Source organism: Micromonospora sp. NPDC002717 (genome assembly GCF_040295705.1).
In the GTDB taxonomy this organism is placed as follows: domain Bacteria; phylum Actinomycetota; class Actinomycetes; order Mycobacteriales; family Micromonosporaceae; genus Micromonospora.
In genome coordinates, this window is record NZ_JBEOVW010000002.1 from 243,618 (window position 1) to 262,901 (window position 19,284).

Here is a 19,284-nt window from a genome sequence, read left to right on the forward strand (position 1 = left end):
GAGGCGGCGAAAAGCCCGAGATGCCCGGGGAGCCCCGATAGATTGGGGGGCGATGGCAACGGTCCGCGACACCACGTACGACCTGCTCCGTGCCCTCGGCCTGACCACCGTCTTCGGCAACCCGGGCTCCACCGAGGAACCGTTCCTGCGGGACTTCCCGGACGACTTCCAGTACGTGCTCGCCCTGCACGAGGCGTCGGCGGTCGGCATGGCGGACGGCTACGCGCAGGCCACCGGCCGGCCGGCGCACGTCAACCTGCACACCGCGCCCGGCACGGGCAACGGCATGGGCAACCTCGTCACGGCGTGGCACAACCGGACCCCGCTGATCGTCACCGCCGGCCAGCAGACCCGGGAGATGCTGCTGCTCGAGCCCCGGCTGACCAGCAGGCGGGCCACCGAGCTGCCCCAGCCGTACGTGAAGTGGAGCCACGAGCCGGTCCGCGCGCAGGACGTCCCGGCGGCGCTGATGCGGGCGTACGCGACCGCGGTGCAGCCGCCCGCCGGGCCGGTCTTCCTCTCCCTGCCCCTCGACGACTGGGCGCAGCCCGCCGACCCGCCCCCGCCGGTGCGGACGGTGGCCACCCGGTTCGCGCCCGACCCGCAGCGGCTGCGGGAGTTCGCCGCCGTGCTGGCCGGCAGTCGCGCGCCCGCGCTGGTGCTCGGCGCGGCCGTGGACCGGGCCGGCGGGTGGCCGGCCGCGGTGGCGCTGGCGGAGCGGCTCGCCGCGCCCGTCTGGTCGGCCCCCGCGCCGGAGCGGGCCGCGTTCCCGGAGGACCACCCGCACTTCCGCGGGGTGCTGCCGTTCGCGACGGGGCCGCTGGCGGAGGCGCTGGACGGGCGCGACACCGTGCTGGTCGTCGGCGCGCCGGTGTTCCGGTACTACCCGCACGTGCCGGGCGACCATCTGCCCGACGGCGCCCGCCTGCTGCACGTCACCGACGACCCCGAGGAGGCGGCCCGCGCCCCGGTGGGCGACAGCCTGCTCGGTGACGCGGGGCTGGCCCTGGCCGCCCTGGTCGACCTGTTGCCGGCGGCCGACCGGCCGGCGCCGCCGCCGCGCCCCGACCCGCCACCGCCGCCGGGCGGGCTGCCGCCGGCACCGGACGCGCTCTTCGCGGCGCTGGCCCGGCACTGGCCCGCCGACGGGATCCTGGTCCAGGAGTCGCCGTCCAACCTGCCGGCGCTGCGCCGCCGGTTGCGCAGCACCCGGCCCGGGTCCTACTTCACCATGGCCAGCGGCGGTCTCGGGTACGGCCTGCCGGCGGCCGTCGGCATCGCGCTGGCGCAGCGCGACACCGGCCGAGGCCGGCCGGTGGTCGCGGTCATCGGGGACGGCTCGTTCCACTACTCGGTGCAGGCCCTCTGGACCGCCGCGCGGCTGCGCCTGCCGCTGGTCGTCGTGGTGCCGGTCAACCAGCAGTACGCCATCCTGAAGTCGTTCGCCGACTTCAAGGACACCCCCGGGGTGCCCGGGCTGGACCTGCCGGGGCTGGACATCACCGCCATCGCCCGTGGCTACGGCTGCACGACCACCGTCGTGACAGACCCGGACCAGCTCGGCGACGCCCTGGTCGCCGGTTTGCGGGCGGACGGCCCGACGGTGCTGCCGGTGCCGGTCAGCACCGAGGTGCCCCGGCTCCTGTGACCCGCCGGCGGGGCAGCGACGAACTGGGCCGTGAGTCGCCACCCCGTCAGCACCGGCCCGTCTGCCGCGTGCCGGCGCCGCGTCAGCTCGTGGTGAGTCGCAGCGGCGCGCCGGTGAGCACGTCGAGCACCGGCCGGTCGCCGAGCGGCGCCTTCAGCGTGGCGGTGACCGGCTCGAGCTTCAGCAGCATGATGCACTCGCCGGTGGCGGTGGTGACGCCGCCGCCGACCACCACCACGTCGTCGCGCTCCTGCACCAGCGGGGTGATCCCGGTGTCGCAGCTGCCCACGCCGAGCCGCCAGGTCAGCGTGGCGCCGTCGACGGACCGCAGGTCCTGGGCGCCGACCACGCCCTGCGGGGCCGGGCTCGCCGGCGCGGCCGGCTCAGGCAGGGCGGTGACGGCCGAAGGCGCCACGGCGACCCGCGCCACCGGCGCGGAGAGTTCCTCCACGGTGAACAGCCACGCCGGCACCTGCGCCTCGCCACGGCTGGTGCGCACCGGCGCCGTGCCCAGCTTCACGGCGGTCACCGTCAGCGGGACGCAGGCGGTCTGCGCGGTGCTGCTGACCGGTCCGTCGGGGCCGGGCTCGATGGTGGGGCCACCGGGGCCGGGCCGGCCGGGGCCGTTCGGCCCGGCAGGGCCCTTCGGCCGGCCCCCGCACGGCGGCGGGTCGCCCTGGTCGAGCTGCCCGTAGGCGGTGGCCGCGCTGATCAGCGGCACGGTGAGCGTGCCGTCCGGGAACCGGATGGTGCCGTCGGCGGGCAGGTCGGCGGGCAGGTCGACCTGGTCGCGGTACCAGCCGCTCTGGAAGGCCGTCCTGGTCGCCTCGGTGAAGCCCGGATCGCCGAGCAGCACCGTCGGGTCCTGCACCGGCACGTATCCGGTCTTCCACGCCGGGGCCGGTCGCCACGCCTCGGCCACCTCGGTGGCCCGTTGGGTGAACGCGTCCCGGCGGGAATCGGAGCCGGCGGGAGCGACCGGCTCGGAGCCGGCCGGGGCGCACCCGGCGACGATCATCAACAGCGGCAGGCCCAGCAGGGCGGCGGTACGGCGCATGTCGGTTGGACGCCGGGGCGCCGCCGCCGGTTCCCGCGCGCTCAGGTCTCCCCGCCGAGATCCGTCTCGTACGCCTGCCAGATGAGGTCCGCGCCGCGCTGCCGGTGCCGGGCGAGGGCGCGCACCAGGTGCCCGGCCCGGCCGAGGAGGTCGTCGGCCGACGCCTCCGGCAGTTCCGCCGCCCGGTGCAGGGCGGCCAGCGCGGCGGCGATGGCGGCGTGCTCCCGGGCCAGCAGCCGCACCCCGTGCTCCAGCCGGGGCGCCTGGCCGAGCAGCTCGGCGTAGAGTCCGGCGGGCCCCTCGGTGACCCGGACGTGCTCCGCGAAGCCCTGCCGCACGGGCCCCAGCCGGAACAGGACCCGCTCCCGCCAGCGCGGCTCGGCCGGCGGCGCCGCCAGGGCCCGGGTGAGCGCGTGCAGGTCCCCGAGCAGGGTGGCGGGGGGCCGGCGGGCGGCGGGCGGCCGGAGCGCCCCGGGGACGGTGGACGGCTGCTGGATCGGACCGGTGACCATGGGCACCTCCCGCGTCGCGTCTGACCGTACAGCGATGGTGGACCCGGCGCGTTTGCCCTGTCCAGAGGCGGTGGCACCTCATCCGCCCCGTCAGCCGCAGCAGCCCCTCACGCCCCACTGGCCCCGCGTCCAGGCCCTCCGTCCCCGCGCCCGGGCCCTCCCGTCCCCGCGTCCAGGCCTCCGTCCCCGCCCGGAGACGACGATGCGCCCCGGTCCGGTGGACCGGGGCGCATCGACTGGTGGTGGAGGTGCCGGGAATCGAACCCGGGTCCTTCGCCGCCTTGTCAGGGCTTCTCCGAGCGCAGCTCGCTGTGCCTCTACTCGGCCCCTCCGATCACGCGAGCGAGTCGGTGTGACGGGCCCAGTCGCTGATTGATCTCGCCGCACGGACCCCGCGACCGGGTCCGGTTGGCCAGCCTTCTAGCTGATGCCGGCTAACTGGGTCGAAGGCGCTCCCAGGCCGACAGACTTGCTACTCGCCTCAGGCGGCGAGAGCGAAGTCAGCGCGATTGTTCTTGGCGCTTATTGGTTTCCGACGAACGATTCTCGAGACGACGTCGGCTTCCTCGGCTCGCTTCCCCTGCCGCAACGTACGAAGTCGAAACCAGTCACCCCCTCGACGGGCCGCCCTTGTGGCGGCTCCACCAAGCCTAACGCCTGCCGCAACGGGTTTCATCCCGAGCCCCTGGCCGGCGTGCCGACCCGGACAAAGCAGACAGATCAGTCATCCATCCCCTTGCCGCGCCGGCCGGTGACCCGGGCGATCTCCCGGTCCGCGTCCCGCTTGGCGAGGTCCTGCCGCTTGTCGTACGACTTCTTGCCCTTGGCCAGGGCGATCTCGACCTTGGCCCAGCCGTCGGAGAAGTAGACCTGCAACGGCACCATGGTCAGGCCGCCCTCGCGGGTCTTGCCGATCAGCCGGTCGATCTCCAGCCGCTTGAGCAGCAGCTTGCGGGTCCGCCTCGGCTCGTGGTTGGTCCAGGTGCCCTGCGTGTACTCCGGGATGTGCATCCCGTGCAGGTAGAGCTCGCCGTTGCGCTCCTGGGCGAACGCGTCGACCAGCGACGCGCGCCCGGCCCGCAGCGACTTGACCTCGGTGCCGGTCAGCGCCATACCCGCCTCGTAGGTGTCGAGGATCGAGTAGTCGTGCCGGGCCTTCTTGTTGGAGGCGACGACCTTGCGCCCCTTCTCCCGTGGCATCGGCGCCACCCCCTTTCCGTGTGACCGCGCCCGGAGTGACCGGCCGCAGGGCGGAGATCATGCTACCCGAACGACAAGGACCCTCCCGCGCCGTTTATTCCTGGCGCGAGAGGGCCCGTCGAGCCGTACGGAAGCTAGACCCGCAGGTAGAAGCGGAGGGTGACCCAGGCGGTGACCGCGCTGACCAGGCCGCCGACGCCGGCCATCAGCGGGAACATCACCAGGATGTCGCCCCAGCCCACCGGGGAGAGCAGGCCCTGTAGCGCCTGCAACGATCCGTCGAAGAGGAGGTACTTCGCCGCGATCAGCGCCACCAGGCCGAGCAGCGAGCCGATCAGGCCCGCGACCACGGCCTCCAGCACGAACGGCGCCTGGATGAACCAGTTCGACGCGCCGACCAGCTTCATGACCGCGACCTCACGCCGCTTGCTGTACGCGGCGACCTGGATCGTGTTGGCGACCAGGAGCAGCGCGGCGACGGCCATCACGATCGCGGCGGCCAGGGCGATGTTCTGGATCGAGGTGAGGATGTCGAAGATCTTGTCCAGCAGCCGGCTCTGGTCGACGATCTCGTCGACGCCCTCGGCGTCCTTGTACTGGTCGTAGATGCTCTTGTACTGCTCGGGGTTGTTCAGCGTGAGCCGGAACGACTCGGGCAGGCTGTCCGCCTTGACGGCGCTGAGCAGGTCCGGAGCGTCCTGGAACATCTCCTGGAAGCGCTTGTACGCCTCGTCCTTGTTGACGTAGATGACCTCCTTGACCAGCGGGTCACCCTTCAGCTGGCCGTCCAGGGCGTCACGCTGCGCGGGGGTCACCTCCTGGTCGAGGAAGATCGAGACCTGGATGTTCTTGTAGTAGAGGTCCTTCATGTCGTCGACCTGGCGGTACATGAGACCGCTGGCGCCGAGCATGGTCAGCGAGACAGCCATCGTGATGATCATCGCGATGGTCATGGTCACGTTGCGCCACAGTCCGACCAGTACCTCGGACAGGACGTATTTCACGCGCATCGGGATTTCCTCCGGGTCTCCGGCATGAGGTGTTCGTCGTCAGGCTGCGCAGGGGTGGCGTCGGCTCAGCCGTAGACGCCGCGGGCCTGGTCGCGCACGATGCGGCCGCTCTCGATCTCGATGACCCGGCGGCGCATCTGGTTCACGATGTTGGAGTCGTGCGTGACCATCACGACGGTCGTGCCGGTGCGGTTGATCCGGTCCAGCAGGCGCATGATCTCGATCGAGGTGTCCGGGTCGAGGTTTCCGGTCGGCTCGTCCGCGAGCAGGATCAGCGGACGGTTCACGAACGCCCGGGCGACGGCCACCCGCTGCTGCTCACCACCGGAGAGCTCGTGCGGGTAGCGGTGCTCCTTGCCACCGAGCCCGACCAACTCCAGCACCTCCGGCACGACCCGGCGGGCGACCGCCTTGGTCTTGCCGATCACCTCGAGGGCGAACGCCACGTTCTCGTACGCGGTGCGGTTCGGCAGCAGCCGGAAGTCCTGGAAGACGCAGCCGATCGAGCGCCGGAAGTGGGGTCGCTTCCAGGAACGCATCGAGGTGACGTCCTTGCTGTTGACGATGACCCGGCCCTTGTTGGGCGAGACCTCGTGCAGCAGCAGCTTGATGATGGTGGACTTGCCGGAGCCGGATGGACCGATGAAGAAGACGAACTCGCCCTTCTCGATCGAGACGGACACGTTGTCGAGCGAAGGCCGGGACGCCTTCGGGTACGTCTTCGTCACTTGCTCAAGCTGAATCACGGGTGGTGAGTCTACGCGGTGTAACCGTGGAGCCAAGCCCCACGCCCCGCCGTTGCGAGTCGCGTCATCTATTTGCGGGGTTACGCGGAGATCGAAGACGCGTTCCGCCCGCGGCTGATCACGCAGTGTCGCCGGCCAGCTCCTGCTGCTTACGCCACCGGATCCCGGCCTCGATGAAGCTGTCCAGGTCGCCGTCGAAGACCGAGGACGGGTTGCCGGTTTCCTGCTCCGTCCGCAGATCCTTCACCATCTGATAGGGGTGCAGGACGTACGAGCGCATCTGGTCGCCCCACGCGCCGGTGGTCTCCTTCTTCAGGCCCTGGAGCTTGGCCTGCTCCTCCTGGCGCTTGACCTCCAGCAGCCGCGCCTGGAGCACCCGCAGCGCGGACGCCTTGTTCTGCAGCTGGGACTTCTCGTTCTGGCAGGTGACCACGATCCCGGTCGGGATGTGCGTGATCCGGACGGCGGAGTCGGTGGTGTTGACGCTCTGCCCGCCCGGGCCGGAGGAGCGGTAGACGTCGATCCGCATCTCGTTCTCGGGGATGTCGATGTGGTCGGTCTGCTCCACCACCGGCAGCACCTCGACCCCGGCGAAGCTCGTCTGCCGGCGGCCCTGGTTGTCGAACGGGCTGATCCGCACCAGCCGGTGGGTGCCCGACTCGACGCTGAGCGTGCCGTAGGCGTAGGGCACCTTCACGGTGAAGGTGGCCGACTTGAGGCCCGCCTCCTCGGCGTAGGAGGTCTCGTAGACCTCCGTCGGGTAGCCGTGCCGCTCGGCCCAGCGCAGGTACATCCGCAGCAGCATCTCGGCGAAGTCCGCCGCGTCCACGCCGCCGGCGCCGGCCCGGATGGCGACCAGCGCCTCCCGGGAGTCGTACTCGCCGGAGAGCAGGGTGCGGACCTCCATCTCCTGGATGGCCTTGGTCAGCCCGGCGATCTCCGACTCGACCTCGGTGAGCACCCCGGGGTCGGACTCGGCCTCGGCCAGCTCCAGCAGCACCCCGGCGTCGTCGAGGCGGGAGCGGAGGGTGGAGAGCTTGTTGATCTCGCCGTTGACGTACGACAGCTGGGAGGTCACCTGCTGCGCCTTGGCCTGGTCGTCCCACAGGTCGGGCGCGGAGGCCTCCTGCTCCAGGCGCGCCTTGTCCTCCCGCAGGCGGTCGACGTCGAGCACCGACTCGATGTTGCGCAGGGTGGCGTCGAGGTCCTTGAGCTGTTCGGCGTAATCGGCAGCGGTCACGACAGACAAGGGTACTGCTCGTGCGAGGAGTGAGCTTGCGAGCCCCGCAGTCACGAGCGAAAAGATAACTCCGCTCGTGCGAGGAGTGAGCCTGCGAGCCCCGCAGTCACGAGCGAAAAGATAACTCCGCTCGTGCGAGGAGTGAGCCTGCGAGCCCCGCAGTCACGAGCGAAAAGATGACCCGCTCGTGGGAAGAATGAGCTTGCGAGCCCGGTCAGCCGACCGGGGCGCTCTTCAGCCAGGACAGGGCCGCCTTGTGGTAGGCGACGGCGAACTCCAGCGCGCTGGCGTCGTACGTCTCGCCTTCCTTCTTGGCGTTCTTGACCTGCTCGCGGACCTTGGCGAGCGCCTCGGTGTGGTATTCGTTGGCCGCGGCCTGGAGGTTCTTGAGCTGGCTGGCGGAGTGCAGGTCGCCGAAGGCGATCCGCATGGCGACCGGGTTGCGGATCGTGTCCCGCCCCGGGTCCTCCGTCAACCAGCGGGAAAATGTCCGTTTTCCGGCTGCGGTGATCGCGTACGGCTGGCTGGAGCGCGGCCCGGGCTTGCCCATCCGGACGAGACCCCGCTCGGCCAGCACCGGCAGCTCCCGGTAGACCTGACTACGGGTCATCGACCAGTACGGCGCCAGCCGGCGCTCGGCGGCGGCCATCAACTGGCCACCTGTCATGGGGCCCTCATGGAGCAGCCCGAGCAGGGCCGCCGCCGTGGGGTTGACTCCGGAATCCGCCATGCCCATCACGCTGCCACTTTGCTGACGTGGCGTCCAGGATTTCACGGTTTCGCCACCCGGTAGGGCTTCCTATGTGCACTGTCGGCGCGAGACAGTCCGCGCCGGAGCGTCGATGTCTCAGAGCCGGCTGCGCAGCTCCCACAGCTCGGGGTAGAAGCGGCTCTCGACCCGGGAACGCAGGTACGCCCCGCCGGCCGAGCCCCCGGTGCCCGGTTTGGTGCCGATCTGCCGCTCGGCCATCAGCACGTGCCGGGCCCGCCACAGCGAGAACGCCTGGTCGTGCGCGACCAGCGCCTCCGCGAGGTCCCACAGCGGCCCGAACCGCTCCCGGTCGGCGGCGATCGTCGCGTACGCCGCGAAGCGCGCCTCCGCCTCGGAGACATCGAAGCCGGCCCGGCCGAGCACGGCCAGGAAGCCGTCCCAGAGGCTCGGCTCGGCCAGCCGCCGCTCCAGCCGTTCCCGCTCGACGGCGGGCAGCCCCCGGAACCGGCGCAGGTAGTCCGGGTCCTTCAGGCCGGAGAGGAACTCGATCTCCCGGAACTGGGCGGACTGGAAGCCCGACGCCGGGGCCAGCTTGGTGCGGAAGGCCAGGAAATCCTGCGGGGTCATCGTGTCGATGACGTCGACCTGGCCGATCAGCACCCGCTCCACCGCGTGGCAGCGCTCCAGCCGCACCCGGGGCAGGTAGGTCTCGCCGGCCAGCATCCGGTCCCGGGCGTCGGTCAGCTCGGCGAGCAGCAGCTTGAACCACAGCTCGTAGACCTGGTGGATGGTGATGAAGAGCAGCTCGTCGTGGGAGGCCGGGTCGGACTCCGGCACCTGTGCCGCGAGCAGGTCGGCCAGCCGCAGATAGTCGCTGTAGGTGAGCAGGCCACCCTGCTCGCCGAAGCGGGGGTCGTGCGCGGGGGTGGGGTGGGTCACAGCGGCCACGGTACCGCCGCCCGGCCGCCCCCGCCTCTCCCCGCCACCGTGCGGGGAAGGGCCCTTCCCGTCCGGGAACGGCGGGAAGGGCCCTTCCTGACGCCTCAGCCCATGTGCGGGTACGTGTGGTCGGTCGGCGCGACGAAGGTCTCCTTGATCGTCCGGGGCGACATCCACCGGACGAGGTTGTGCCAGGAGCCGGCCTTGTCGTTGGTGCCGCTGGCCCGGGCACCGCCGAAGGGCTGCTGCCCGACCACCGCGCCGGTCGGCTTGTCGTTGATGTAGAAGTTGCCGGCGGCGTACCGCATCTTCTCGGCCACCGCGTCGACCACCCGGCGGTCGGTCGCGAAGATCGACCCGGTCAGCGCGTACGGCGCGATCGACTCGGCCTGCGCGACCACGTCGTCGAAGCGGGCGTCGTCGAAGACGTGCACGCCGAGAATCGGCCCGAAATACTCGGTGGTGAACGTCTCGTGCGCCGCGTCGGTGCACTCGAACAGCGTCGGCCGGACGAAGTATCCGACGGAGTCGTCGGCGGTGCCGCCGGCCAGCACGCGGCAGGCGTCGTCGTCGGAGATCAGCTCCAGCGCGGCGGTGTGCCGATCGAACGCCTTGGCGTCGATCACCGCGCCGCCGAAGTTGCCGAAGTCGGTGACGTCGCCGTAGGTGAGGGACTCCGTGGTGGCGGCCAGCCGGTCGCGCAGCCCGCCCTCCCAGAGCGACCGCGGGACGTACGCCCGGGAGGCCGCCGAGCACTTCTGGCCCTGGTACTCGAAGGCTCCCCGGATCAGCGCGGTGTGCAGGGCGTCGACGTCCGCGCTGGTGTGCGCGACGACGAAGTCCTTGCCGCCGGTCTCGCCGACCAGGCGCGGGTAGCCCCGGTAGCGGGAGATGTTCTCCCCGACGGTCTTCCACAGGTGCTGGAAGACCTTGGTGGAACCGGTGAAGTGGATGCCGGCCAGGTCCGGGTCGGCGAGCACGACGTCGGAGACCTCCTCGCCACGCCCGGTGACCATGTTGATCACGCCGGGGGGCAGGCCGGCCGCCTCGAACAGCCGCATGGTGAAGTGCGCGGCGAACTGCTGGGTCGGGCCCGGCTTCCAGACCACCGTGTTGCCCAGCAGGGCCGGCGCCGAGGGCAGGTTGCCGGCGATCGCGGTGAAGTTGAACGGGGTGATCGCGTAGACGAAGCCCTCCAGCGGGCGGTGGTCGAAGCGGTTCCACACCCCCGGCGACGACATCGGCTGCTCCTCCAGCAGCTTCCGGGCGAAGTACACGTTGAACCGGAGGAAGTCGACGAACTCGCAGGCCGAGTCGATCTCGGCCTGGATGGCGGTCTTCGACTGGCCGAGCATGGTGGCCGCGTTCAGGGTGTCCCGCCAGGGGCCGGCGAGCAGCTCGGCGGCGCGCAGGAAGATCGCGGCGCGCTCCTCGAACGGCAGGGCCCGCCACATCGGGGCGGCGTCCTTGGCGGCCTTGACCGCCGCGCGGGCGTCCTCGTGGTCGGCGTGCCCGGTGACGCCCAGCACGTGCGCGTGCTTGTGCGGCTGCACCACGTCGATCGACTCGCCGCCGGCCATCCGCTGCTCACCGGCGATGGTCATCGGCAGGTCGATCGGCTCGGCGACCAGCTCGGCCAGCCGCCGCTGGAGCCGTTCCCGGTCGACACTGCCCGGCTCGTAGTTGCGCACCGGCTCGTTGCGCGGCTCGGGTACGGAGAACACGGCGTCCATCAGGGCTCCTGGCGATCTCGACAGCGGTGGCGAAATCGGACCCGCGGGCACCGGCCGGACGACCGGCGCCGGACGCCGCGGGGGTGGACCGGTCGCGGCGGCGGGACCTCGCCCGATTGTTTCACGGCGCGGCCCTCACCCCACCCCCACCACCGACCGACCGGGGCGGGCCCGGCGGGCGCGTACGCTGGGTGGCCGGTGAACTGCCGGCCCGCCGAGGGCCGGGCGTCCGTCGGAGGGATGAGGATGACCAAGCAGCCCGGCAGCTCCGCCGCCGCGGAATCGGACCAGCCGGTTCCGGCCGACGACGCCACCGCTGCCGGACCGGGGCGGGAGCCGGGCCCGGCCGACGCCGACGGGTCGGACCGGCCGGCCGCCGACGGCGACGGGGTCGCTCCGGCGCTCGCGCCCGGCGCACCGGTGCTCGCGCTCCTGGCGCTCGGCTGGCTGACCGCGATGCTCTGGTCGACCCGCGAGGCGATCGACTCGGCGGCCGCCGGGATCACCGCGATCAGCCTCTCCGCGTTCGCCCTGCCGGGGGTGATCTCGGCCGCGCTGGTCGCCGGCGCCGCCTTCGCCCTCTTCGGCGTCGACCTGCTCGCCCGCCGGGGCAGCGACCGGGTGACCCTGCGCTTCGTGGCCGCGATCGGCACCGGCCTGCTGGTGGCGCTGGCCGCCGCGTTCGCGATCAACCTGACGTACGCCGACAACGCGACCACCAACGTGATCGCCGGCACCACCGCCGCCGCGGCGACGATCGGCGGCGCCATCGCCGGCGCCCGCAGCGCGCCCGTGGTCGGTGCCGTGGTCGCCGCCGCCCTCGGCACGCTCGTCTTCGTGGTGGCCTTCAGCCGGGCCCGCGACCCCCTGTTCGACCTCTTCGGCGCCGGCGACAGCCAGGAGTCGCTGCTCACCGCCGCCAAGTGGGTGTCGCGCACCGAGTCGCTGCTCGCCGGCCTGGTGGCGGGGCTGCTCGCCTTCGGCTACCTGACCTGGGCCCGGCGCCAGGCCGCCCGGCGGGACGCGGCGACGCCCGCGCCGCGCTGGCCGGCGTACCTGCTGGCCGGGGCCGGCCCGGGCCTGCTCCTGCTCCTCGCCGAAGTGATCATCCGGGTCGGCGGGCGCTCCCTGCTCGACCTGGCCGGCGCCCTCAGCGAGGCGGACGCGGTGGCGCAGACCTCGCTGGGCACCTCCCGGGTCGACAACGGCATCTGGGTGCTCTTCGTCGGCGCGCTGACCGCCATGATCGCCTTCGGCCGCACCCTGGGCCCGGCCCACGCCGACGACGACGAGCCGGCCGAGGCCGCCCCCACCCGCTGACGGGGGGTCAGGAGGCGGCGCGGAGCAGCAGGTCCAGCTCGGAGACGTCGTACCACTCCAGCTCGTGGTCCTCGGCCCCGTCGACCGTGAACTGGGCGTCCGGGTCGCCGGCGAGGGCCTCGGTGACCACCTCCGCCGCGGCGGCCACGTCCTCGACCGCGTCGGCGCCGTCCACGTGGATCGCGGCGACGGCGGCGACGGGCACGGGCGCGCTCAGCTCGACCGCGCTGGAGCCCAGCTCCCCGTCGCCCCGGCCCACCGCCGAGGCGGGCAGGTCCACCGAGACGACCACGCGGCGGCGGGGCGCGTCGGGATCGGCCCGGAGCAGTTGCAGCGCGTCCTGGGCGGCGCGGGTGAAGGCGACGTACTCCAACTCCTCCTCGTCGCCCTCGGCGTACCACTCGCGCAGGGCGGGGGTCACCGCGTGCGCGGCGGCCACGGGCAGCCCCGGCCCGCGCAGGAGGGTCAGCATCGGGACGGTCGCCGGCACGTACACCCGGACAAGCTCCTCGGTCACCGGTCGTCTCCCCCGCTCAGGTCCGCCGCCGGCCTCCGCCGGTCCGCCGCCGATCATGCCGTACGCCGTGACCGTCATACACCTCGCACCTGCGCGACGGAAGCTCCCGGCCGGTGTGTCCCGCCGGACGCGTCGCCGCAGGTCCCGTCCGCCGGCTGGGCGACGTCGGCAGTCGGTGGCAAACTGAGCCAAACGACGCCGACCCCGGGAGTTTCCGTGGAACCGAGGTTCCTGCTGCTCTCCGACGTGGCCACCGAGCTGAACGTGTCGGACTCGCAGGTCTACCACATGGTGCGCAGCGGCGAGCTGCCGGCGATCAAGATCGGCGGGCGTGGCCAGTGGCGCGTGGAGCGTGCCCGGCTGGAGGAGTACATCGAGCGCAAGTACGCCGAGACCGCCGAGTGGGTGCGGAGCAACCCGCTGGCCGAACGCGACCCGGAGTAACCACCCGAACGCCCCCAGCCATTGACCATCGGCTCTGCCGTGTCCGAGAATGGAGCCAGTCGAAGGCAAACGTAGGTAAACGCAAGATCATGGGAGGTCCGGATGACCGACTCGCGCCGTCCCGGCCCGCCGCGCCCTCCCGTCCGGCTGCGCCCCGCGCCCTCGTTCGAGCCGCCGTTCGCCGATGACGACGCCGCACACTGGCCCGCCCCGGCGCACGCCCAACTCGTCCTCGACCTGTTCGAGCCGGCCCGCCGCGACCCCGACCGGCCGCCCGGCCGCCGGGCGCGGGTGTCGCCCGCCCCGGCGGGACCCGGCCGCGGGCCCGCCGCCCCGCTGCCCCCGGGCGCGCTGGTGACCGCCACCCCCGAGGCCACCCGGGCCGCCCACCGCTTCGTGAGCACCTGCCTGGAGGTGCTCAACGGCTACCGTCCGCCCGGGCAGCTCCGCCCGCTGCTCGACCCGGCCAGGGCGGCCGGGCTGCTGCCCGAGCTCGCCCGCGCCACCGCCCGGTCCGGCCCGGCGCGTCGCCGGTCCACCCGGCCCGCCGTACGACTACGTCGGCTGCGGGTCTGCGAGCCGCGCGCCGCCGCCGTGGAGGCGGCCGCGGTGCTCGCCGGCGCGGGCGGGCGCACCTGGGCGATGGCGCTGCGCCTGGAGCACCGCCGCGGCACCTGGCTCTGCACCGCCCTCCAGGTGCTCTGAAACACGGATCGAGCCGCGGTCGGCGAGGACCGCGGCTCGATTCGCTCCGGCGGGGCGCAGCCCCGCTCACCTGTCGATCAGGCGCCGCCGTTGGGCGCGCCGTGGCAGCGCTTGTACTTGCGACCGGAACCGCACGGGCACGGCGCGTTGCGGGACGGGCCGTTGCCGGCCTCCGCCTGCCCCGGCGCCGGACGCCGCGCGGCGCTCGCCGCGACGGCCGGGCCGCGCAGGCCCGTCGCCGGGCGCTGCGGCGCCGCGGGGGCCGTCGTCCCCGGTGCGGCCGGGGCGGCCGGTTCCGGCCGGCCGACGCCGAGCGCCGGCGCCTGCTCGTCGGCGCGCTCGACGGCCACCGCACCCGCGCCGGCCTCGCCGTCGATGGTCGGCGCCGAGTACTGGAGGCCCTGCTGCTGCGGCGACCGGCCCAGGCCCTTGGCCCGGATCTCGACCGGCTTGTCGAGCAGCTTGACCTCCTCGGCCGCGGGCTCCGGCTCGTTGACCTGGACCTCGACGTTGTAGAGGAAGCCGACCGTCTCCTCCTTGATGCCGTCCATCATGGTGGCGAACATGTCGAAGCCCTCGCGCTGGTATTCCACCACCGGGTCGCGCTGGGCGTACGCCCGCAGGCTGATGCCCTCCTGGAGGTAGTCCATCTCGTAGAGGTGCTCGCGCCACTTGCGGTCGATCACCTGGAGCAGGACCATCCGCTCCAGCTCGCGGGTGCCCTCCGCCCCGAGCTGCTCCTCGCGCCGGTCGTACGCGGCGTGCGCGTCCTCCTTGAGGCGGGCGAGCAGGAAGTCCGCGTCGATGCCCGCCCGGGACCCGCCGGCCTCCTCCTCCAGCTCATCGATCGTCACGCCGACCGGGTAGAGCTGCTTGAGGCTGGACCAGAGCTGCTCCAGGTCCCAGTCCTCGCCGTAGCCCTCGGAGGTGGCCCCCCGCACGTACGCCTCGACGACGTCGTCGATCATGTTGCGGACCTGGTCCGAGAGGTCCTCGCCGTTGAGCACCCGCAGGCGCTCGGCGTAGATCACCTGGCGCTGCTTGTTGAGCACCTCGTCGTACTTGAGGACGTTCTTGCGGATCTCGGCGTTCTGGCCCTCGATCTGGGCCTGGGCGCTCTTGATCTGGCGGGTGACCATCTTCGACTCGATGGGCACGTCCTCCGGGATGTTGAAGCGCTCCATGACCGCCTCGACCGCCCCGGAGCGGAAGCGCTTCATCAGCTCGTCCTGGAGCGACAGGTAGAACCGGGACTCGCCCGGGTCACCCTGCCGGCCGGAACGACCACGCAGCTGGTTGTCGATCCGGCGGGACTCGTGCCGCTCGGTGCCCAGCACGTAGAGGCCGCCGGCGTCGGCGACCTCCTCCGCCTCGACGTCGCAGGCCTGCTTCCACTTGGGCAGGACCTCCTCCATCGCCTTGGCGTACTCCTCCTCGTGCTCGATCGGGTCGAGGCCACGCTGGCGGAGCTCGTTGGCGGCGAGGAACTCGGCGTTGCCGCCGAGCAGGATGTCGGTGCCGCGGCCGGCCATGTTGGTCGCGACGGTGACGGCGCCCTTGCGGCCGGCCTGGGCGACGATCTCGGCCTCACGCGCGTGGAACTTGGCGTTCAGCACGGAGTGCGGGATGCCACGGCGGCGCAGGAGCTGGGAGAGGATCTCGGAATTCTCCACCGAGACGGTGCCGACGAGCACCGGCTGGCCCACCGCGTGCCGCTCGGCGATGTCCTCCACCACGGCGTTGAACTTGGCCTTCTCGGTCTTGTAGATCACGTCCGGCCGGTCCTGCCGGACCATCGGCCGGTGGGTCGGGATGGTGACGACACCGACCTTGTAGACCTTGTTGAACTCGCCGGCCTCGGTCTGCGCCGTACCGGTCATGCCGGAGAGCTTCTCGTAGAGGCGGAAGTAGTTCTGGAGGGTGATGGTGGCGAGGGTCTGGTTCTCCTGCTTGATCTCCACCCCCTCCTTGGCCTCGATCGCCTGGTGCATGCCCTCGTTGTAGCGGCGTCCGTGCAAGATGCGGCCGGTGAACTCGTCGACGATCAGGACCTCGCCGTCGCTGACGATGTAGTCCTTGTCGCGCTTGAAGAGCTCCTTGGCCTTGATGGCGTTGTTGAGGTAGCCCACCAGCGGGGTGTTCACCGACTCGTAGAGGTTGTCGATGCCCAGCCGGTCCTCGACCTTCGCCACGCCGCGCTCGGTGACGGCGATGGTCCGCTTGGCGTGGTCGACCTCGTAGTCGCCCTCGCCGTCCTTGCCGGGCTGGAGCCGGGCCACCACGCCCGCGAACTCCGTGTACCAGCGGGCGGAGTGCTCGGCCGGGCCGGAGATGATCAGCGGGGTGCGAGCCTCGTCGATCAGGATCGAGTCGACCTCGTCGACCACCGCGAAGTTGTGGCCGCGCTGGACCAGCTCGTCCCGCGACCAGGCCATGTTGTCGCGCAGGTAGTCGAAGCCGAACTCGTTGTTCGTGCCGTAGGTGACGTCGCACTCGTACGCGGCGCGGTGCTCGACGGCCGGCCGGTTGGGCAGGACCACGCCGACGGTGAGGCCGAGGAACTCGTGCACCCGCCCCATCCAGGCGGCGTCGCGCTGGGCCAGGTAGTCGTTGACCGTGATGACGTGCACGCCCTTGCCGGAGAGCGCGTTGAGGTAGACCGGCATGACCGAGGTCAGCGTCTTGCCCTCACCGGTCTTCATCTCGGCGATGTTGCCGAAGTGCAGCGCCGCGCCGCCCATCACCTGGACGTCGTACGGGCGCTGGCCGAGCACCCGGGCGGCCGCCTCCCGGCACACCGCGAAGGCCTCCGGCAGCAGGTCGTCGAGGGTCTCGCCGTCCGCGAGCCGCTCCTTGAACTGGTCGGTCATGCCGCGCAGCTCGTCGTCGCTGAGGTTGACGTAGTCGTCCTCGATCGAGTTGACGGCGGCGGCGATGGCCTTCAGCCGGCGCACCATACGGCCCTCGCCCGCGCGGAGGACCCTTTCCAGAATCGACACGGATCAACGCTCCCCTAGACAGTCTCGAACCATCGTAGGCGCTCCATCGGCGCGATGGTCACTGGTGGCGGCCCTCCGACCCGGCGAAACCGACATAACTCGCTCGACGCGCGCCGCCTCCGCCGTAATCCGGTTACGCCGTACGCGAACGATCCGGCACGATGGCTCGGGTGGAACCCGTGGAGATCACCGAGGACGGCCTGCTGCTGCGACCCTGGCGGGCGACCGACGCCGACGCGGTGCACCGGGCGTGCCAGGACCCGGACATCCAGCGCTGGACCACCGTACCTCGCCCGTACCTGCCCGAACACGCGCACAGGTTCGTCACCGAGGTGGCCCCGGGGGACTGGGCGGCCGGCACCGGGGCGCCGTTCGCGGTCTGCGACCCCGCCACCGGCGAGGTGCTCGGCTCCTGCGGGCTGGTCTCGATCGACCCCGGCCTCGGCACGGGCGAGATCGGGTACTGGACCGCGCCCTGGGCCCGGGGCCGGGGCGTCACCGTACGGGCCGCCCGGGCCGTCGCGCGCTGGGCCTTCGACACGCGGAAACTGCGCCGGCTGATCTGGCAGGCCGAGGTCGGCAACCACGCCTCCCGCCTGGTCGCGCTCCGGACGGGCTTCCGCGTCGAGGGGCAACTGCGGCTGGCCAACCCCGCGCCGGACGGCGGGCCGGACGGTTGGATCGGCTCGCTGTTCCCCGGCGAAGTGCCCGCCCCCGGCGAGACCGGGCCCGCCGGGCCCGGCACCCTGGAGACCCGGCGGGCCGCCGTCCTCGGCCGCCCCCAGCCCGTCCTCTTCGCCACCGCCGGCGGCGGTGAGCTGCGGCTGCGCCCGATGGAGGAGCGCGACCTCGAATCGGTCGTCGAGACCTGCCGGGACCCGGAGACCATCCGGTGGACCACCGTGCCCGACCCGTACGATCCCGCCGACGCCGAGTCCTACCTGGTCTACTCGCGCGGCACCTGGGCGGCCGGCACCAGCGCCTGCTTCGTGATCGCCGACGCCGACGACCGGTACGCCGGCTCGATCGACCTGCGGCTCTCCCCCGTCGACCCGCTGCTGGCCGACGTCGGCTTCATGACCGCGCCGGCGAGCCGGGGCCGGGGCTTCATGCCGGCCGCGCTGACCGCCCTCGCCACCTGGGGCTTCACCACGCTGGGCCTGGCCCGGATCGAGTGGCGGGCCAACGTCGGCAACACCGCCTCGCGCCGGGTCGCCGAGAAGGCCGGCTTCACGGTCGAGGGCACCGCCCGGGGCGGGCTCACGCACCGGGGCGAACGGGTGGACGCCTGGGGCGGCGCGCTGCTCGCCGGGGACCTGACGTGACGCCCGAGGTGATCGACGCCCACGGGGTGCGGCTGCGGCCGTTCCGCCCCGAGGACGCCGCCGACCTGGCCGCCGGTTGCGCCGACCCGGTCAACCTGCGGTTCAACCCGGGCATGCCGGAGCCGTACACCGAGGCCGACGCCCACTGGTGGATCACCGAGGGCGCCCCGGCGGCCTGGACCGCCGGCGGGGCCGCGTACGCCATCGCCGACCGCGCCACCGACCGGCTGGTCGGCGGGGCGGGCCTCGGCCAGGTCGTGACGCCGCGCCGGCAGGCCGAGGTGGGCTACTGGGTCGCGCCCTGGGCGCGGCGTCGCGGCGTCGCGACCGCCGCGACGCGGGCCCTGGCCGATTCGGCGTTCCGGTGCGGGTTCGACCGGCTGGAGCTGTTGACCCACGCGGAGAACCCGGCCAGCCAGCGGGTGGCGCTCGCCGCCGGCTTCCGCCACGAGGGGGTACGCCGGGCGGCCGGCCAGCTCCGCGGCGGCGGCCGGTCGGACCTGATGGCCTGGGTACGCCTCGCCGACGACCCGCCCGGCCCCACCCCCCGGCTGCTGCCCGACCTGCCCGACGGCCGGCTCACCGACGGCGTGGTGACCCTGCGCCCGCTCGGCCCGGACGACGTCGACCTGATGTACCACCTGCACACCCTGCCGGAGGTGGTGGCGAACCAGGCCCCGCCGGTGCCGCCCACCCGGGAGGCGATCACGCGACGCTGCCGGCTGTCGGAGAGCGGGTGGCTGACCGGCACCATCGCCCGGCTGTTGATCCTCGACGCGACCACCGGCGAACCGGTCGGCAGTTGCGGGATGTCCTACCTCGACGCCGCCGCCGGGGAGGCGGGCGTCGGCTACGCGCTGCTGCCCGCCGCGCGGGGTCGTGGGCTGGCCACCCGGGCGGTGCGGCTCCTCGCCGGTTGGGCGTTCGGGCCGGCGGGGGCCGCCCGGCTGACGGCCGCCACCCTGCCCGGCAACGTCGCGTCGCAGCGGGTGCTGGAGAAGGTCGGCTTCCGCCGGGAGGGGCTGCTGCGCGGGCGGCTGCCGGGGCTGGCGGGCACCCGGATCGACGACCTGGTCTTCGGGCTGCTCCCCGACGAAATCCGCTGACCCGCGCCTGGTCGCACCTCAGGCCGTGCGGTGGGCCGGAGGCCCGACGTCCGTCGGCCGTGGTGGCGGCA

17 protein-coding genes and 1 other RNA gene are annotated in these 19,284 nt (G+C 72.8%); 6 read left to right on the forward strand and 12 right to left on the reverse strand.

Features of this window, described 5'->3' with window-relative positions:
• The first annotated feature begins 52 nt into the window (after window positions 1-52).
• Window positions 53-1,648 carry a benzoylformate decarboxylase gene (mdlC, locus tag ABT006_RS05210; protein WP_350703143.1) on the forward strand — a complete coding sequence of 532 codons (1,596 nt, stop codon included), beginning with the start codon at window positions 53-55 and terminating at the stop codon, window positions 1,646-1,648.
• An 82-nt stretch (window positions 1,649-1,730) separates the two neighbouring features.
• Here the strand turns inward: mdlC and ABT006_RS05215 are convergent, their stop codons facing one another.
• From ABT006_RS05215 to pruA, 10 genes are all read right to left on the reverse strand, one after another.
• Window positions 1,731-2,705 carry a hypothetical protein gene (locus ABT006_RS05215; RefSeq protein WP_350703145.1) on the reverse strand — a complete coding sequence of 325 codons (975 nt, stop codon included), beginning with the start codon at window positions 2,703-2,705 and terminating at the stop codon, window positions 1,731-1,733.
• A gap of 41 nt (window positions 2,706-2,746) precedes the next feature.
• On the reverse strand, window positions 2,747-3,217 hold the full coding sequence (locus tag ABT006_RS05220; RefSeq protein WP_350703147.1) for a hypothetical protein: 471 nt from the start codon (window positions 3,215-3,217) through the stop codon (window positions 2,747-2,749).
• Window positions 3,218-3,457: 240 nt separating this feature from the next.
• Window positions 3,458-3,833: a transfer-messenger RNA gene (gene ssrA / locus ABT006_RS05225) on the reverse strand.
• Window positions 3,834-3,937: 104 nt separating this feature from the next.
• The gene (gene smpB / locus ABT006_RS05230) at window positions 3,938-4,417 is read right to left on the reverse strand and encodes an SsrA-binding protein SmpB (RefSeq protein ID WP_350703149.1); all 480 of its coding nucleotides are present in this window, start codon (window positions 4,415-4,417) and stop codon (window positions 3,938-3,940) included.
• Window positions 4,418-4,551: 134 nt separating this feature from the next.
• On the reverse strand, window positions 4,552-5,427 hold the full coding sequence (ftsX, locus tag ABT006_RS05235; RefSeq protein WP_350703151.1) for a permease-like cell division protein FtsX: 876 nt from the start codon (window positions 5,425-5,427) through the stop codon (window positions 4,552-4,554).
• A gap of 65 nt (window positions 5,428-5,492) precedes the next feature.
• Window positions 5,493-6,173: a cell division ATP-binding protein FtsE gene (ftsE, locus tag ABT006_RS05240; RefSeq protein WP_091097362.1), complete on the reverse strand. Its 681-nt coding sequence runs from the start codon at window positions 6,171-6,173 to the stop codon at window positions 5,493-5,495.
• A 118-nt stretch (window positions 6,174-6,291) separates the two neighbouring features.
• Window positions 6,292-7,413 carry a peptide chain release factor 2 gene (prfB, locus tag ABT006_RS05245; protein ID WP_350703153.1) on the reverse strand — a complete coding sequence of 374 codons (1,122 nt, stop codon included), beginning with the start codon at window positions 7,411-7,413 and terminating at the stop codon, window positions 6,292-6,294.
• Between the two features lie 214 nt (window positions 7,414-7,627).
• Window positions 7,628-8,143: a helix-turn-helix transcriptional regulator gene (locus ABT006_RS05250; RefSeq protein WP_350703154.1), complete on the reverse strand. Its 516-nt coding sequence runs from the start codon at window positions 8,141-8,143 to the stop codon at window positions 7,628-7,630.
• A gap of 117 nt (window positions 8,144-8,260) precedes the next feature.
• On the reverse strand, window positions 8,261-9,064 hold the full coding sequence (locus tag ABT006_RS05255) for a tryptophan 2,3-dioxygenase (protein WP_350703156.1): 804 nt from the start codon (window positions 9,062-9,064) through the stop codon (window positions 8,261-8,263).
• 104 nt (window positions 9,065-9,168) lie between these two features.
• Window positions 9,169-10,797 carry an L-glutamate gamma-semialdehyde dehydrogenase gene (gene pruA, locus ABT006_RS05260; protein ID WP_350703158.1) on the reverse strand — a complete coding sequence of 543 codons (1,629 nt, stop codon included), beginning with the start codon at window positions 10,795-10,797 and terminating at the stop codon, window positions 9,169-9,171.
• A 246-nt stretch (window positions 10,798-11,043) separates the two neighbouring features.
• Here pruA and ABT006_RS05265 point away from each other — a divergent pair, with 246 nt between their 5' ends.
• On the forward strand, window positions 11,044-12,117 hold the full coding sequence (locus ABT006_RS05265; protein WP_350703160.1) for a hypothetical protein: 1,074 nt from the start codon (window positions 11,044-11,046) through the stop codon (window positions 12,115-12,117).
• A 7-nt stretch (window positions 12,118-12,124) separates the two neighbouring features.
• Here ABT006_RS05265 and ABT006_RS05270 read toward each other — a convergent pair whose 3' ends face one another.
• On the reverse strand, window positions 12,125-12,634 hold the full coding sequence (locus ABT006_RS05270; protein WP_350703162.1) for a DUF6912 family protein: 510 nt from the start codon (window positions 12,632-12,634) through the stop codon (window positions 12,125-12,127).
• Window positions 12,635-12,850: 216 nt separating this feature from the next.
• Between ABT006_RS05270 and ABT006_RS05275 the strand changes: the two genes are divergently transcribed.
• Together ABT006_RS05275 and ABT006_RS05280 are read left to right on the forward strand one after the other, a co-directional pair.
• The gene (locus tag ABT006_RS05275) at window positions 12,851-13,078 is read left to right on the forward strand and encodes a helix-turn-helix domain-containing protein (protein ID WP_350685633.1); all 228 of its coding nucleotides are present in this window, start codon (window positions 12,851-12,853) and stop codon (window positions 13,076-13,078) included.
• 102 nt (window positions 13,079-13,180) lie between these two features.
• Window positions 13,181-13,783, forward strand: coding sequence for an Rv3235 family protein (locus tag ABT006_RS05280; RefSeq protein WP_350703164.1), 603 nt, complete (start codon window positions 13,181-13,183; stop codon window positions 13,781-13,783).
• Between the two features lie 77 nt (window positions 13,784-13,860).
• Here ABT006_RS05280 and secA read toward each other — a convergent pair whose 3' ends face one another.
• Window positions 13,861-16,782, reverse strand: coding sequence for a preprotein translocase subunit SecA (secA, locus tag ABT006_RS05285; protein WP_350703166.1), 2,922 nt, complete (start codon window positions 16,780-16,782; stop codon window positions 13,861-13,863).
• Window positions 16,783-16,943: 161 nt separating this feature from the next.
• Between secA and ABT006_RS05290 the strand changes: the two genes are divergently transcribed.
• Window positions 16,944-18,107 carry a GNAT family N-acetyltransferase gene (locus ABT006_RS05290; RefSeq protein WP_502890853.1) on the forward strand — a complete coding sequence of 388 codons (1,164 nt, stop codon included), beginning with the start codon at window positions 16,944-16,946 and terminating at the stop codon, window positions 18,105-18,107.
• Complete coding sequence (locus tag ABT006_RS05295; RefSeq protein WP_350703170.1) at window positions 18,104-19,213, forward strand: GNAT family N-acetyltransferase; 1,110 nt, start codon at window positions 18,104-18,106, stop codon at window positions 19,211-19,213. Before ABT006_RS05290 ends, ABT006_RS05295 begins: the two co-directional genes overlap by 4 nt.
• Window positions 19,214-19,284 lie beyond the last annotated feature (71 nt).